General features: G+C 51.0%; 18 protein-coding genes. 6 read left to right on the top strand and 12 right to left on the bottom strand.

The window, feature by feature from the left end; all coding sequences use genetic code 11:
- Positions 1 to 9 precede the first annotated feature (9 nt).
- From QMZ30_RS24055 to QMZ30_RS24065, 3 genes are all read right to left on the bottom strand, one after another.
- On the bottom strand, positions 10 to 165 hold the full coding sequence (locus QMZ30_RS24055) for a hypothetical protein (RefSeq protein ID WP_283229172.1): 156 nt from the start codon (positions 163 to 165) through the stop codon (positions 10 to 12).
- Between the two features lie 196 nt (positions 166 to 361).
- Positions 362 to 1,558 carry an FAD-dependent oxidoreductase gene (locus QMZ30_RS24060; protein ID WP_283229173.1) on the bottom strand — a complete coding sequence of 399 codons (1,197 nt, stop codon included), beginning with the start codon at positions 1,556 to 1,558 and terminating at the stop codon, positions 362 to 364.
- Positions 1,559 to 1,682: 124 nt separating this feature from the next.
- Positions 1,683 to 2,189: a GNAT family N-acetyltransferase gene (locus QMZ30_RS24065; protein ID WP_283229174.1), complete on the bottom strand. Its 507-nt coding sequence runs from the start codon at positions 2,187 to 2,189 to the stop codon at positions 1,683 to 1,685.
- Between the two features lie 55 nt (positions 2,190 to 2,244).
- On the opposite strand from QMZ30_RS24065, the gene QMZ30_RS24070 reads away from it, so the two are divergent.
- On the top strand, positions 2,245 to 2,826 hold the full coding sequence (locus QMZ30_RS24070) for a helix-turn-helix domain-containing protein (RefSeq protein ID WP_283229175.1): 582 nt from the start codon (positions 2,245 to 2,247) through the stop codon (positions 2,824 to 2,826).
- A 3-nt stretch (positions 2,827 to 2,829) separates the two neighbouring features.
- On the opposite strand, the gene QMZ30_RS24075 is transcribed toward QMZ30_RS24070, so the two are convergent.
- A complete protein-coding gene (locus tag QMZ30_RS24075; protein WP_283229176.1) occupies positions 2,830 to 3,768 on the bottom strand; it encodes an AraC family transcriptional regulator in 939 nt (312 codons plus the stop codon).
- Positions 3,769 to 3,876: 108 nt separating this feature from the next.
- On the opposite strand from QMZ30_RS24075, the gene QMZ30_RS24080 reads away from it, so the two are divergent.
- Positions 3,877 to 4,713 (top strand): oxidoreductase, encoded by an 837-nt coding sequence (locus QMZ30_RS24080; protein WP_283229177.1) that lies wholly within the window; start codon positions 3,877 to 3,879, stop codon positions 4,711 to 4,713.
- Between the two features lie 213 nt (positions 4,714 to 4,926).
- On the top strand, positions 4,927 to 5,178 hold the full coding sequence (gene ycgZ / locus QMZ30_RS24085) for a regulatory protein YcgZ (RefSeq protein WP_283229178.1): 252 nt from the start codon (positions 4,927 to 4,929) through the stop codon (positions 5,176 to 5,178).
- Between the two features lie 436 nt (positions 5,179 to 5,614).
- Here ycgZ and QMZ30_RS24090 read toward each other — a convergent pair whose 3' ends face one another.
- The 5 genes from QMZ30_RS24090 to QMZ30_RS24110 form a co-directional block, all read right to left on the bottom strand.
- Positions 5,615 to 5,902 (bottom strand): chorismate mutase, encoded by a 288-nt coding sequence (locus QMZ30_RS24090; RefSeq protein ID WP_283229179.1) that lies wholly within the window; start codon positions 5,900 to 5,902, stop codon positions 5,615 to 5,617.
- Between the two features lie 23 nt (positions 5,903 to 5,925).
- Entirely contained in the window at positions 5,926 to 6,543 is a 618-nt protein-coding gene (locus QMZ30_RS24095) for a LysE family translocator (protein WP_283229180.1), read from the bottom strand.
- 79 nt (positions 6,544 to 6,622) lie between these two features.
- Complete coding sequence (locus QMZ30_RS24100; RefSeq protein ID WP_283229181.1) at positions 6,623 to 7,369, bottom strand: AraC family transcriptional regulator; 747 nt, start codon at positions 7,367 to 7,369, stop codon at positions 6,623 to 6,625.
- A gap of 198 nt (positions 7,370 to 7,567) precedes the next feature.
- On the bottom strand, positions 7,568 to 7,918 hold the full coding sequence (locus tag QMZ30_RS24105) for a DUF3147 family protein (protein WP_039332331.1): 351 nt from the start codon (positions 7,916 to 7,918) through the stop codon (positions 7,568 to 7,570).
- An 11-nt stretch (positions 7,919 to 7,929) separates the two neighbouring features.
- The gene (locus QMZ30_RS24110) at positions 7,930 to 8,205 is read right to left on the bottom strand and encodes a metal/formaldehyde-sensitive transcriptional repressor (RefSeq protein WP_283229182.1); all 276 of its coding nucleotides are present in this window, start codon (positions 8,203 to 8,205) and stop codon (positions 7,930 to 7,932) included.
- 114 nt (positions 8,206 to 8,319) lie between these two features.
- Here QMZ30_RS24110 and QMZ30_RS24115 point away from each other — a divergent pair, with 114 nt between their 5' ends.
- Both QMZ30_RS24115 and QMZ30_RS24120 read left to right on the top strand, forming a co-directional pair.
- A complete protein-coding gene (locus tag QMZ30_RS24115; RefSeq protein WP_283229208.1) occupies positions 8,320 to 9,198 on the top strand; it encodes a nickel/cobalt efflux protein RcnA in 879 nt (292 codons plus the stop codon).
- A 13-nt stretch (positions 9,199 to 9,211) separates the two neighbouring features.
- A complete protein-coding gene (locus tag QMZ30_RS24120; RefSeq protein ID WP_283229183.1) occupies positions 9,212 to 9,388 on the top strand; it encodes a DUF1289 domain-containing protein in 177 nt (58 codons plus the stop codon).
- Positions 9,389 to 9,438: 50 nt separating this feature from the next.
- On the opposite strand, the gene QMZ30_RS24125 is transcribed toward QMZ30_RS24120, so the two are convergent.
- The 3 genes from QMZ30_RS24125 to QMZ30_RS24135 all read right to left on the bottom strand — a co-directional run bounded on the left by QMZ30_RS24125 (position 9,439) and on the right by QMZ30_RS24135 (position 11,582).
- Positions 9,439 to 10,302 carry a substrate-binding domain-containing protein gene (locus QMZ30_RS24125; protein WP_283229184.1) on the bottom strand — a complete coding sequence of 288 codons (864 nt, stop codon included), beginning with the start codon at positions 10,300 to 10,302 and terminating at the stop codon, positions 9,439 to 9,441.
- Positions 10,303 to 10,419: 117 nt separating this feature from the next.
- Entirely contained in the window at positions 10,420 to 11,061 is a 642-nt protein-coding gene (locus QMZ30_RS24130; protein ID WP_283229185.1) for a LysE family translocator, read from the bottom strand.
- A 167-nt stretch (positions 11,062 to 11,228) separates the two neighbouring features.
- On the bottom strand, positions 11,229 to 11,582 hold the full coding sequence (locus QMZ30_RS24135; protein ID WP_283229186.1) for a DUF1428 domain-containing protein: 354 nt from the start codon (positions 11,580 to 11,582) through the stop codon (positions 11,229 to 11,231).
- A gap of 176 nt (positions 11,583 to 11,758) precedes the next feature.
- On the opposite strand from QMZ30_RS24135, the gene QMZ30_RS24140 reads away from it, so the two are divergent.
- Positions 11,759 to 12,442, top strand: a complete 684-nt coding sequence (locus QMZ30_RS24140; RefSeq protein ID WP_283229187.1) for a RipA family octameric membrane protein — start codon at positions 11,759 to 11,761, stop codon at positions 12,440 to 12,442.
- Positions 12,443 to 12,490: the final 48 nt, after the last annotated feature.

Genomic DNA, 12,490 nt, shown 5'->3' on the forward strand with positions numbered 1-12,490 from the left:
CCGCACCGGCTAACTCAACATAACCAGCGCATTTTTACGCTTAAAACGCACCATAAAGGGCGTCAGCAACGGGGCGCCAATCACCACACCTAATGCGTAGGCTGTGACCAGCATGCCCGCCGATGCCACGCTAATCGACATGTCATGACTAATGTTAAGCAGCATGCCAACAATGACAAACTCTCAGGTACAAATGGCAAAGGCGCCAACCGCAAGGGCGAGTAAGGCAACAGGCATAATCACATCCTATTTATCGGACTCGCAGACAACCCGATGCTGTCTGCTGCTGTGAATGCATTGTTGCTATTCAGGGCTTACCGATAAATGGAAAGGGATTTACTGGATTAGAAAGTAAAATTTTCTAATTAAGATGCTTCGGCCGCTCTGTACGAAACCCTAAGCCAATTATCCGGCCAAACAAGTGGCGTAAGAAAGGGAAGCGACTGATGAGCTGCGGTACTTTGCTGGGAGTGCTGCGCTTTCGTTTATTACTGCTCATTTTGATTTGCAGAAACTGGGTCGCCACCGTGGGAAACTGTCGCCGCCGCTGGACCTTCTGTAGGTCACGCAAAGTCAGTGTGTTGTCCTTCAATGGTTCAATAAGGACGTTGGCAGCCGCCACCGCGTCCTGAATCGCCAGATTCACCCCCACGCCGCCTATTGGTGACATCGCATGGGCGGCATCTCCAATACACAACACACCGTGCTTTGCCCATTGCTCCAACCGATCTATACGAATTGAAAGCAGCTTGAGTTTGTCCCAGCTATCCAGTTGCGCCATTCGCTCCTCGCTGAAAGGTGCAACCTCAGCCATGGTGTGCTTCAGCACCTCCAGGCCCGCATGTTTTAACTCGTCAAACTGCCCTTTTTGAATAGTAAAACCGCACTGCCAGTAATCACCACGATCGATGACGATAAAATTTTGCTTGGGACCTTTATGGCCCATGCCCCATTGAGGATCGTCAGTTTGTTTATCCAGGCGGAACCACAACACATCCCGTGACGAGCCAAAGCTTTTGCTTTGTAGCCCGGCTTTAGCACGCACCTGGGAATTACGGCCATCTGCACCAATCACCAGCGGAGTTTGAATAATCAGCTGTTCGTTACCCTGTAACGTTTTAACGCCCACCATCGCACCATTTTCATAGACCAGGTCAGCAAATGCGGTGGATTGCAGCAGAGTAAAGCCAGGAAAAGCAGCCGCTTTGCGGGCGAGGAAGGTGAGGAAATCCCACTGCGGCATAAAAGCGATAAAACGGCACTGCACCGGCAAACGAGAGAAATCAGCCATGGTGATTTCTTGCCCCGCCACTTCAGCCTGCAACTTTTCGGCCCGCTGATGAGGCAACGCCAGTAATTCATCAAGCAAGCCCAGTTGGCGCATAATTTCAAGCGTTGAAGGATGGATAGTATCGCCGCGAAAATCGCGCAGGAAGTCGGGATGTTTTTCAATCACAACGACTTGTAGACCGGCTCGCGCCAGTAGATATCCCAGCATTAATCCTGCGGGACCACCGCCAACGATACAGCAGTCAGCGGTAAGTTCTGTGGATGGCATCCTGACCTCAGCACAAGGCAATTGATGATAATTGTTATCATTTATATAGCATTGTGGTGCAGAAAATGAGGAGATAAATGCCCCGCTAAAAGTGCGTTAACTGTTCACGTCACCCTTAAGCGCATCAAGGCTGATGACGCATGTCCAATTTAAGCTGCAAAAACGTCAGGTCGAGCCAGCGTCCAAACTTGCAACCCACCTGGTTTAACCTGCCGCCATCGCTGAACCCTAACTTCTTATGCAGTGCGATTGAAGCGCTATTCTCTGACTCAATGCCGGCAATCATCATATGTTTACCCTGTTCGCGCGCCCGTTCGATTAAAGCGAGCATTAGTTGGCACCCGATTCCTTTGCCACGCCCCTCTTTATGCACATATACCGAATGTTCTACGGTATGACGATAGCCATCCCATGGTCGCCAATCGCCGTAGGAGGCGTAGCCGATCACTTGATGCTCCTCGACGGCGACCAGCACCGGGAATCCTGCCGTCTGCCGGGACACTAACCACTGGATACGATTAGCCGTGTCCACCGTATTATCATTCCAGATCGCAGTGGTGTGGAGCACCGCATCGTTGTAGATCTCAGCAATTATTGCTGCGTCACTCTCTTGTGCTTCACGTATTTGCATGATGCCTTCCCCGTCACTATAGTGGATGTTTCGTTTACTATCGTAGTTATCCATTATGTTAGATGAATTGTCCAGAAAAGAAGACGACATCAATGCGCGCATTGGTCAGAACATAAAAATTGAACGTGAGAAACGTGGCTGGTCATTAACCGACTTGGCCGAGCAATCTGGTGTCTCGCGCGCCATGATCCACAAAATTGAACGTGGCGAAAGCAGTCCCACCGCCACCTCATTGGCGCGTTTGGCGGGTTCGTTTACCATGAGTATGTCGCAGCTTATCGCTCTCACCGAAGTTCAACCCGGCACTTTGCTGCGCCATGCACAACAGCCTGTCTGGCAGGACCCGGAAACCGGTTACATTCGCCGGCATGTTTCGCCGGGTGACATTCCGCTGGATGTGGTTAGCGTTGAACTCCCGCCGCATACTGACGTGCCAATGCCTGCCATCTCCTACCTGTCTCGTCGCCAGTTAATCTGGGTGCTGGAGGGTACGTTACGCTTTCAGGAGGGCGATAACCTGTTTGAAATGCAGCCAGGAGATTGCCTTGAGTTAGGTGATCCGGCGGATTGTGTGTTTAGCAATGCCACCGATAGCATGTGCCGCTATGCGGTGATGGTGTTGAAGACAGCCGCGTGAATTTCAATGCGAGGAAACAAACGCGGAAGCCTGCTGCGCAAGTGGCACCGCGAAATTGCGCTGCATGCGTTTGATCTCCTCTGCTGGCGGCAATCCAAACAGGCGTTTAAATTCACGGTTGAATTGCGAGGCGCTCTCGTAGCCCACGGCATGACTCGCGGCGGCTGCCGTCATCTCCTGACGCACCATCAACATGCGCGCCTGATGCAGTCGCACCGATTTCACATACTGCATCGGCGATTGCTGGGTGATGATTTTGAAATGCGCACTGAAAGTCGGCACGCTCATGCCTGCCTCATCCGCTAACTGTGTCAAATTCAGCGTCTGCGCATAACAGGCGTGAATATGGCGGAGCGCCTTGCCCACTTTGCCGAATTGCCCTTGCAGTGTCAGCGCAGCGCGCAATGTTTGTCCCTGCGCCCCTGTCAACACACGATAATAGAGTTCACGCACCAGTGATGGGCCAAGTATTGCGGCATCCAGAGGATGGTTGAGTACGGTTAAAAATCGTAAAACAGCATCACGTAGCGTTTCATCCATCGGACTGGACACCATGCTCTGTGCCGCCTTCACCGCAAGCGGAAGGTGTTGCTGCTCCAGTTCCAGTAACAATGCCGTCGCCAAACTAAAATCCAGATGCATGTAAATCGCCAGCAACGGATGTTCCGCTGTAGCAGCGGTCTCCATGGTGAAAGGCACCGGCACAGAAACCGCCAGGTAGTGCTGCTCATCATAGACATACACTTGATCGCCAAAATAACCGCGCTTACTGCCCTGGCAAACAATCACGATGCCGGGATCGTAGAGTACCGGAGTACGCGCCAGCGGACGATCTGAGCGTAAAATGCGCACATCCGGCAACGCCGTCAAATTGTATCCCTCTTGCGGGGCTAACGTTTTCAGTAGTTGAACCGTGCGTAGCTGCACATTGGAATTAAACATCACACTCTCGCAATCATAAGATTAGGCAATAAAAGCAGAAGATACGGTCTTAAAACGCATTCCTCCAGAGAATAATATGCATTCTTCACTCACTTAGGGAGAATCGCAATGTCAACTTTTAAAACACTTTTGATTACTGGCGTCAGTAGCGGATTTGGCCGCGCTCTGGCGCAAGAAGCGTTAGCAAAAGGCTATCGTGTGATAGGAACGGTGCGAAATGCCCCGTCGAAAACGGCATTTGAACAGTTACATCCTCAACATGCTGTGGCATTTGAACTGGATGTCACCCATTTCAGCGCCATTGATGATCTTGTAGCCGATATTGAAGGGCACCATGGGCCGATTGATGTGCTGGTGAACAACGCCGGTTACGGTCACGAAGGGGTTATGGAGGAGTCTTCTCTGGAGGAAATGCATCGCCAGTTTGATGTTAACGTCTTTGGCGCCGTGGCCATGATCAAAGCCGTACTGCCTTATATGCGGCAACGTCGCCGCGGACATATTCTCAACATCACTTCAATGGGCGGATTTATCACCATGCCGGGCATCAGTTACTACTGCGGCAGTAAGTTTGCGCTGGAAGGTATTTCAGAAACGCTGAGCAAGGAACTTGCTGCATTTAATATTCATGTGACCGCGGTGGCACCCGGTTCATTCCGTACCGATTGGGCGGGACGCTCGATGGTGAGAAGTGCGCGCAGCATCGCCGATTATGATGCGCTGTTCGACCCCATTCGCCAGGCGCGTGAAGAGAAGAGCGGCAAGCAACTTGGCGATCCGCAGAAGGCCGCGCGCGCGATGCTGGCGGTGATAGAGAGCGACAACCCACCCGCTCATCTGCTGCTGGGGAGTGATGCACTGAAACTGGTAAGAGAAAAACTGGCGGCGTTTAGCGCGGAGATTGATGCGTGGGAATCACTGACTCTTTCTACGGATGGCTATTAAACGATAGCCCCTCTTATTGAGGGGCATAATGATTTTGAAACTTCGCTGCCGTAATTAACGCCTCGCCTATTACTTAAGCATCTGTAATTAATAAATTAGCACTTTTTGCAAAAACAGCCTCCATGATGTTCCTTCATATTCTTGTACAGACTGATTAACCTTGTATAACTTTTACGAGCATTTCGCTCGCAAGTTAGCCTGGAGGATGGAACCATGCGTCAGGACAGAAACCTTTCAACCGCCTCAGATGCCATCGCGCGTTATTTTAATGAGGCGTCCTTTCCCTCTCAGCAAGATACCCTCGGGCACATTGTGGTGGAAATATTACGTTCAGGCCGCACGCTCAGCCGCAAAACGCTCTGTACCAAACTGATTTGCCGTCTGGAACAGGCCAATGACACTGAAGAAGCGTTGCACTATCAACAACTCATCGGGTTGATGTTTACTGCTAACCGGGAATCCTGAGAACAGGCGCACGACTCTGCTAACGGACAAAGTGGCTTCCGCCTCATCAGATCTTTTGCTTTAGACTGAACCCACTTTGTTATCTGTCGCGGATTTGTTGCGATAACCAGAGAACATTTATGCATAGAAGTGATGAGGAACGACTGGCCGATATCCTGATGGGCGATGCAGTTCTACAGCTATTGAGGAATGTAGGGCCAGTGTCCAATGATATTCTGCTCGAGAAACTGAGAATCATGGCCTCGCAAGAGTCTGACCCCGCGAGGCTGGAAGCGTTGCGTCTCGCTATGGCAGAAGTCATAAATAATAAGCAGACAGCATCTAGAAATAGCGTAGCGCTAAAGGACGCGGATAACGTCACGCATATTTTCCGTAATCGTAGTCTCACGGGCAAAGACGCACAGCATTAATTCTGGGGCCAGTTGGCCCCTTTTTCTTATGCCTGCAAGTCGTGATGTTGTTGCAATTCATACTCAATAAACGCCGCAATCATGGCGCGGTATACCTGTTCAATAATATCCCCTGAAAGTCCCTGCTCTACGGCTTGCTTTCTGACTTTATCGACAACTTGCTGAACCCGATCTGGCGCTCTGACTGCATCGCTGTCTTTCTTAAATGCGGCAGCGGCTTTGACGCAAGATCCGCGGCGAGCTATCAACGCCACCAACTGTGAATCAAGCCGGTCGATTTCGTGACGTACTGCTTCGATTGAATCAAATTCCATGAAAAATACTCCTTAAATGCTCATTATCGCGAAGTGACTAACAACTTGATGCTCAGGCCTACAAAACTCAGGGCAAACAACCGTCTTATCCAGTGCATGACTTGCGGTTGTTCGAGCACCCTTCTTCGCATCATTGCCGCAAATGCACCGTACAACATGAAGGTAAGCAGTGTCAGCACCATAAAAATCGTGCTCAACAGCAGCATATCCCTTGCAGGCGTGACACTGTCTGTCGCGATAAATTGCGGTAAAAATGCCAGAAAGAACAGCGGCAATTTAGGGTTAAACAAGTTGATAAACACCGCATGTTGGATAATGCGCAGCGGGGATGGCGAGATCGGTTCGACGTCGGAATGCAAAGACCCCCGTTCACGCCAGGTCATCCAGGCCATGTAAAGCAAGTAAATGACTCCCAGCAATTTCAAAAAGTTGAAGGCATAGACGCTGGTATGAAAAACCACAGCCAACCCCAGTAATGCGGCTAAAAGATGCGGCACAATACCGAGTGTACAGCCGAACGCCGTTATCATACTCGTACGCGCCCCTTGCGTAAGACCGCTGGCGATAGTTAACAGGGCACCGGGGCCTGGCGATACCACCACGATCAGCGATGTGGCAATAAATTCAAAACTCAGTTGCATCTGACTTACCTCAGTCGAAAGTGTCGGCTGAGTATCAGTGCCAGGATTTAACGCGTCTTGAACAAAATTGCAGGAGTGTTCATGCCAGAATCGCATTTTGGTAGCGCGCTGGCGTCACGCCCATCTGACGTACAAATGCGCGCGTCAGATGGCTTTGATCGGAAAATCCACTAAGTATGGCCGTATCAGCAAGGCTGTTGCCTTTCGCCAGCCATCGTCTCGCGTGGCGTACCCGCAGTTGCAGTAGATAAGCGTGTGGCGTGATCCCCACTTCTCGGGAAAAGCTGCGCAATAACTGGAAACGGCTGAGATCGCCCAATGCCGCCAATTCTGTCAGGCTGGTTTGCAGCGTGGGTGAGTCATCCAGATACTGTTTCACGCGCTGAATCGAGGGGGTGATAACAGACCGGCTAGGCGAGGTAAGTGAATGGTCACGGCTGAGACGCATCATGCACTGCAACAACGCCTCTTCCAGTAAACCTTGCTCAATACCCGGCTGAGTCATTGAGGAGAAGAGCTTCAGCAACATAGCGCTCAACTGTTTATCTTGCACACAGGGGCGTAACACCGCGTCTCCCTTCTGCTTTTCCATCCTCAACTCCTGCCATAAAACTTCAGGTTCCAGATAGATCATCTGCCAACTGCGTGGGCCATCAAGTGGCATTCCATCATGGATCTCACCGGGATTAACAACGATCACATCACCTGGACCCGCCTCAATCTGCCCCAGTAAGCTCCAGGAACGTTGCGCACCTTGTGAAATGACACCAATGCCATAATGATCGTGAGAATGGCGCGGGAAAGCATGTCCGCTATGTATTGCCATAGCTTCTGTGCCCGTCATTGGACTGCGCAACAGATGGGTTAAATGAATGGGCTTTACCAATTCCGTCATCCCGCAGATAAGTGATGGCGTCCACTTTAGCGGCTTTTTATCCCGATGGGGTAACGTAAAAGGAAAATGCCGGTAATTCACACGATTACTGTCCACATTGAACGGTTGACTGGTTGCATTCAGACCCGGTTACATGAGCGCAATACCAAAGCGTTTCAGCAACGTGGCCCAAAGGAGAAATAACAGAATGGTCAGTAAGCAACTCGCCACCAGCGTTGGCCAAAATCCCCAGCGTTGATAGAGAAAAGGAAATGCCACAAACATCGGCAAGGTTGGCACTACATACCAGAAGGTGTACCACGCGTGGCTGGCAATTTTGGCTTGACTCTGCCCTTCCAGCTTCATCCAGATCAATACCAAGACCGTGACCAAAGGCAGTGCCGCAATCAATCCGCCCAAGCGGTCACTGCGTTTAGCCACTTCAGAAATCAGCACCACCATCCCCGCCGTTATAGCGTACTTTGCGATCAACCACAGCATGCAACACGCCCCTATTTTAAGTAAGAACGAATGACGCTGACGATCTCTTCGAGATCCTGACTGCGCTCAGCTTCCGTCGCCGATTCATTCATCAAATGCTCTTTAATGTGCCCCTCCAGCAGTTCGGCCATTAATCCGTTCACCGCGCCACGCACCGCAGCGACCTGCTGCAATACCTTCAGGCACTCCTCACCGGACTCCATTGCCGTCTCTAGCGAAGCCGCCTGCCCTTTAATGCGACGCACGCGCGTAAGCAGGCTTTTTTGATGCTTCAGTGTATGGCCCATTGTCAGCTCCTGTTGATCTTAATGTATACTGGGGTATAGTATATTTTCTTTGCTTTTTTGATTTTACGGCACTCCAATGCCGCTTTCAACTTATCACGACACAAGATGATGACTATGAACGATTTCGCGGCACTGTTGAATCAGGGCACGTCCAGCGCGCTCCTGTTTATCCCCAGCGCCATACTGCTGGGTGCCTTGCACGGCCTGGAACCGGGCCACTCGAAGACCATGATGGCGGCTTTTATCGTGGCGATTCGCGGTAGCGTGCGTCAGGCGGTGATGCTCGGGTTGGCGGCAACACTATCTCATACTGCCGTAGTGTGGTTGATTGCGATGGGCGGGATGTATCTCAGTCGTCAGTTTACCGCTGAAGCGGCTGAACCCTGGCTACAGCTGGTGTCGGGCATCATTATTTTGATCACGGCGGCCTGGATGGGCTGGCGTACATGGTCAGAGGCGCATGCGTGGCATCACGATCACCATCACGGCCATCACCATGAGCACCATCACCATCACGACTCGCCACATCACCATCACCATCATCATCATCACCACCACGCGGATGATCTTCCTCGCGTCTCTCTTCCCCATTTTGGGGCTGAAAGTCAGGTCTTCCAGGATGCACATGAACGCGCTCATGCAGAAGATATTCGCCGCCGCTTCAATGGCCGTGAAGTCAGCAACCTGCAAATTTTGCTGTTTGGCCTGACTGGCGGGTTGATCCCCTGCCCAGCGGCGATCACCGTGCTGCTCCTGTGTCTGCAGGTAAAACAATTCAGCCTCGGGGCAGCGCTGGTGGTGTGTTTCAGTATGGGTCTGGCATTAACGCTGGTGACAGTGGGTGCCGGTGCTGCGCTCAGTGTTCGCCATGCGACCCGTCGCTGGAAAGGGTTTGCCGATGTTGCGCGTCGTGCGCCTTACTTCTCCAGCGCCCTGATCGCCGTTGTGGGCATCTATATGATGCTACACGGCTTAAACGGTCTCACTCGTTAAGGAAAAAGTCACTATGTCGGTAAAATCGCCCTGCATTGATGTCTGTATCTTTGAGGGTAAAAGTGGTTGGTGCCGTGCCTGTGGTCGCACTCGCAAAGAGGCGCAAGAGTGGCGCAAAATGTCACCCTATCATCGCAAGGCGATTGAACGGGCGTTAAAAGACCGCGTGGCAACCTTAGAAATCAAATAGATGAGGTCATCGGGGTGCTGAATTTTTAGCACCCCATTATCTACAGCAAATTAATGGCGAATTGCGCAGCCACACTGCGACATCTCGCCCGGCACATATTTTCCGTGATGAGAATGGCGCACCTGCAGTTCACCCTGCTGCCAGGCATCGGTTTCGTCAGTTTTGTTTTCCAACAGGCGATTCAGCGCCTCGGTGACCCACAAATCACGTCGTTGTGCCCAACTGGTAAGGTGCCAGGTTGAAGCGCGCGCTTCATCTACATCATCAAACCCCACCACCGCCACATGCGAGCCTTGGCCAAAATCACGCACGGCTTGCAGTGCACCAAAGGCCAACACATCGCTCTCACAGAACAACGCGTTGATACGCTCTGCCGCGCGGGTTGTCTTCAGATAGGCCATCATCGCCTGATAAGCCCGTTCACGGTCGTTCGCACCGGCGGATAGCGCTACTGTCAGCGCTTTCTGCTCTGCCTCTAAACTCGAAATGAACCCAGCCATTTGTTGCACCGGGACATCATTTTCCTGACTATGCATAAAGCCAAACCGCTGATGCCCCTGCGATAGCAGCAATAATCCCATCTCGGCACCGGCATCAAATCCATCGGCGATCACTGTGTTCGCACGACTATCACGGCTTTGGCTTAAATGCACCGTTGGAACCTCTGGCAGTGCCTCCGCAACGGCACTCAGTTCATCGTCAAACAGTGATGTTAGAAACACCAGCCCCGCCAATGGCAAAGCAGCAGTATTGCGCAGCGTGCTTTGATAACTTTCACGGGAATCCACATTCAGCAGTAGCGTAAGGTATCCGCGAGCATTTATTTGACGAGTGACTTCATTCAACATTCTTACGGTATTGGGATTGGTGAATTCATCGCTGACAATACCGATGATGTTGGGATTAACTGCCATGGCCGAGCTCTCCTGCAACTAGCGTGCGGTTATGATTATGTAGGTGACGAAAGTGATTCCACGTTACCCGAATAATCCGTTATCGCCAATCATCAGACTTGTTGTCCATGATGATTTTTAACGCCGTGTCATGGCAAGGCGAACCCCCAGGCCAATAAAAGTCATTCCCACGATGCGGTCTAACACTCTTTGCAATGTGATGTTGCGTGATACCGCACTGGCCGCGCCCCCCGCCAGCAGAGCGAAACAGACGTCAGTCAGTAAACCAATCACGGCGTATGTCAAACCCAACACGAGAAACGAACTGGCATGGTGTGCACCATCGACCACCACAAATTGCGGGAAGAACGAAATGAAAAACAACAATACTTTTGGATTCGTGATGGAGGTGATAAAACCGCGCAATAACAAACTTCGCGTATTAGTGCGAGGAACCTCAATCTTATCATTGCTATTTTTCGGACGGGAAATAAAGGTTTCCCACAGCATTTTACTGCCTAAATAAATGAGATAGGCGGCACCGATATATTTAATCACGGTAAATAACAGGGGGGAGGCCGTGATTAATGCCGTGAGGCCGACTGCACTGGCCAGTGCATGGGTGCAACTGCCTAACGCCACCCCACTTGCCGATATCACACCACTTTTTCGTCCATTCGCCACGCTTTGCCCAACAACATAGGCCAGATCAGGACCCGGTGTGATACACAATAACAGGACTGAAACGATGAAAAGGGGAAATTGAATGATATCCAGCATAGAAATCTCCTTGTTGATGAGAAATCGATTTTATCGTTTAGACTTTAAAGATCCATTTTTAAATTTAAGCCTGATGGACTATTTATTGGCTGATATGGAAAAAAACGGACTCACTGTAACGGCGCGATTTATCGCGCAAAAAAATGCGCCGCTACAGAGGCTAATCATCACTCTTCCAGTAAAATGGCGAATCCACCGTATATCATCCGCCTGCCATCGAAGGGCATATTTTCACCCATCTCTTTCATTCGCGGATCGGCCATCATTTTTTGATTCGCCGCATCACGAACTTCCCTTGAGGGATATTCAATCCAACTGAATACCACCGTTTCGCCCTCCTCCGCTTGCACCGCCCTGTAGAAATCGGTGAGTTTTCCTTCCGGCACATCATCTGTCCAACACTCCACAACACGCGTGGCACCAAACTCTTTGAATAGCGGTGCGGCTTTCGCTGCCATGGCGCGGTACTCCTCCTTGTTGATCTCAGGTACCGCCACAACAAAACCGTCAACGTACGACATAGGGTATTCCTCCGTCGTGATTACTGCGGCCGAAACTGACCGCACCCTAAGGTGTACAAATAACGAACAACTCACGAGCAGCAGGAGAAGATAAATGCGGACTGACTCGCAGATTCCAGTATCCGATCAAATTTACGTTACAATGTGGCCACGATAGTTACGTCATCAGGATTGTTATGCGCATTACCATTGATTCGGCCGATCAACCGTTTATTCACCGCCTGCTGGGCGAAGAGATCGAACAGATTGATATCCCCTCCGCTGACCCACGTTTATCACTGGCGCTGCAGGTTGCTCGCCAGCAGAAAAACCATGAGGCGGATCTCGACTGGAAACGCAACGCCCTCTTTTTATTCTTGTTTGTATTTCTCTACGTCGTACTGGGCGCATCTTTAACACTGGATCTCACCGCGCAGGCACCCAGCCATAAGAGCCTGGTTTACGCGCTGGAAGCGGTACCTGTGTTGATTGCTTTTTCTGGCTTGTTTGTGTCACTGCTATTCTTGTTTTTCACGCGCAGCAGCGCACGCCGCTTGCGTAGCTGGGACCACAGTATTTTTGTTCTGGAAAAATACACCGGCTCCAACCTCTATTTGCAGGTCAATGAGATGGGCGCGCGCACCACGAATTATTCGCAATCGGCCATAAATATCGCCCTGGCGCTGTTTATCTGTGTGACCTGGGTGGTGATGTACAACTACTTCACCTTCACCACCAGCGGCGTCATCGGAAGCGTGATCTCACTGTTTATCACCACCATGACCTACGTCATTTTGGATATTCAATTGTTGAAATCAGGTACATCAATCGCCATCGATGAACCCTTGATTCCTGCCGAGGAAGATAAAGATAAGAAATAACGTCACATCTGAGGCGGTCTCCAGGCCGCCTTGAATAATGTTGCCTAT

Origin of the sequence: Pantoea sp. EA-12 (assembly GCF_030053355.1) — a bacterium.
Classification (GTDB): Bacteria; Pseudomonadota; Gammaproteobacteria; order Enterobacterales; family Enterobacteriaceae; genus Pantoea; species Pantoea vagans_C.

Bases quoted from the DNA above. Each gene is read 5' to 3' on its own strand.
- QMZ30_RS24055 (WP_283229172.1), bottom strand. From the start codon at position 165: ATGCTGCTTAACATTAGTCATGACATGTCGATTAGCGTGGCATCGGCG.
- QMZ30_RS24060 (WP_283229173.1), bottom strand. From the start codon at position 1,558: ATGCCATCCACAGAACTTACCGCTGACTGCTGTATCGTTGGCGGTGGT.
- QMZ30_RS24065 (WP_283229174.1), bottom strand. From the start codon at position 2,189: ATGCAAATACGTGAAGCACAAGAGAGTGACGCAGCAATAATTGCTGAG.
- QMZ30_RS24070 (WP_283229175.1), top strand. From the start codon at position 2,245: ATGTTAGATGAATTGTCCAGAAAAGAAGACGACATCAATGCGCGCATT.
- QMZ30_RS24075 (WP_283229176.1), bottom strand. From the start codon at position 3,768: ATGTTTAATTCCAATGTGCAGCTACGCACGGTTCAACTACTGAAAACG.
- QMZ30_RS24080 (WP_283229177.1), top strand. From the start codon at position 3,877: ATGTCAACTTTTAAAACACTTTTGATTACTGGCGTCAGTAGCGGATTT.
- ycgZ (WP_283229178.1), top strand. From the start codon at position 4,927: ATGCGTCAGGACAGAAACCTTTCAACCGCCTCAGATGCCATCGCGCGT.
- QMZ30_RS24090 (WP_283229179.1), bottom strand. From the start codon at position 5,902: ATGGAATTTGATTCAATCGAAGCAGTACGTCACGAAATCGACCGGCTT.
- QMZ30_RS24095 (WP_283229180.1), bottom strand. From the start codon at position 6,543: ATGCAACTGAGTTTTGAATTTATTGCCACATCGCTGATCGTGGTGGTA.
- QMZ30_RS24100 (WP_283229181.1), bottom strand. From the start codon at position 7,369: ATGGCAATACATAGCGGACATGCTTTCCCGCGCCATTCTCACGATCAT.
- QMZ30_RS24105 (WP_039332331.1), bottom strand. From the start codon at position 7,918: ATGCTGTGGTTGATCGCAAAGTACGCTATAACGGCGGGGATGGTGGTG.
- QMZ30_RS24110 (WP_283229182.1), bottom strand. From the start codon at position 8,205: ATGGGCCATACACTGAAGCATCAAAAAAGCCTGCTTACGCGCGTGCGT.
- QMZ30_RS24115 (WP_283229208.1), top strand. From the start codon at position 8,320: ATGAACGATTTCGCGGCACTGTTGAATCAGGGCACGTCCAGCGCGCTC.
- QMZ30_RS24120 (WP_283229183.1), top strand. From the start codon at position 9,212: ATGTCGGTAAAATCGCCCTGCATTGATGTCTGTATCTTTGAGGGTAAA.
- QMZ30_RS24125 (WP_283229184.1), bottom strand. From the start codon at position 10,302: ATGGCAGTTAATCCCAACATCATCGGTATTGTCAGCGATGAATTCACC.
- QMZ30_RS24130 (WP_283229185.1), bottom strand. From the start codon at position 11,061: ATGCTGGATATCATTCAATTTCCCCTTTTCATCGTTTCAGTCCTGTTA.
- QMZ30_RS24135 (WP_283229186.1), bottom strand. From the start codon at position 11,582: ATGTCGTACGTTGACGGTTTTGTTGTGGCGGTACCTGAGATCAACAAG.
- QMZ30_RS24140 (WP_283229187.1), top strand. From the start codon at position 11,759: ATGCGCATTACCATTGATTCGGCCGATCAACCGTTTATTCACCGCCTG.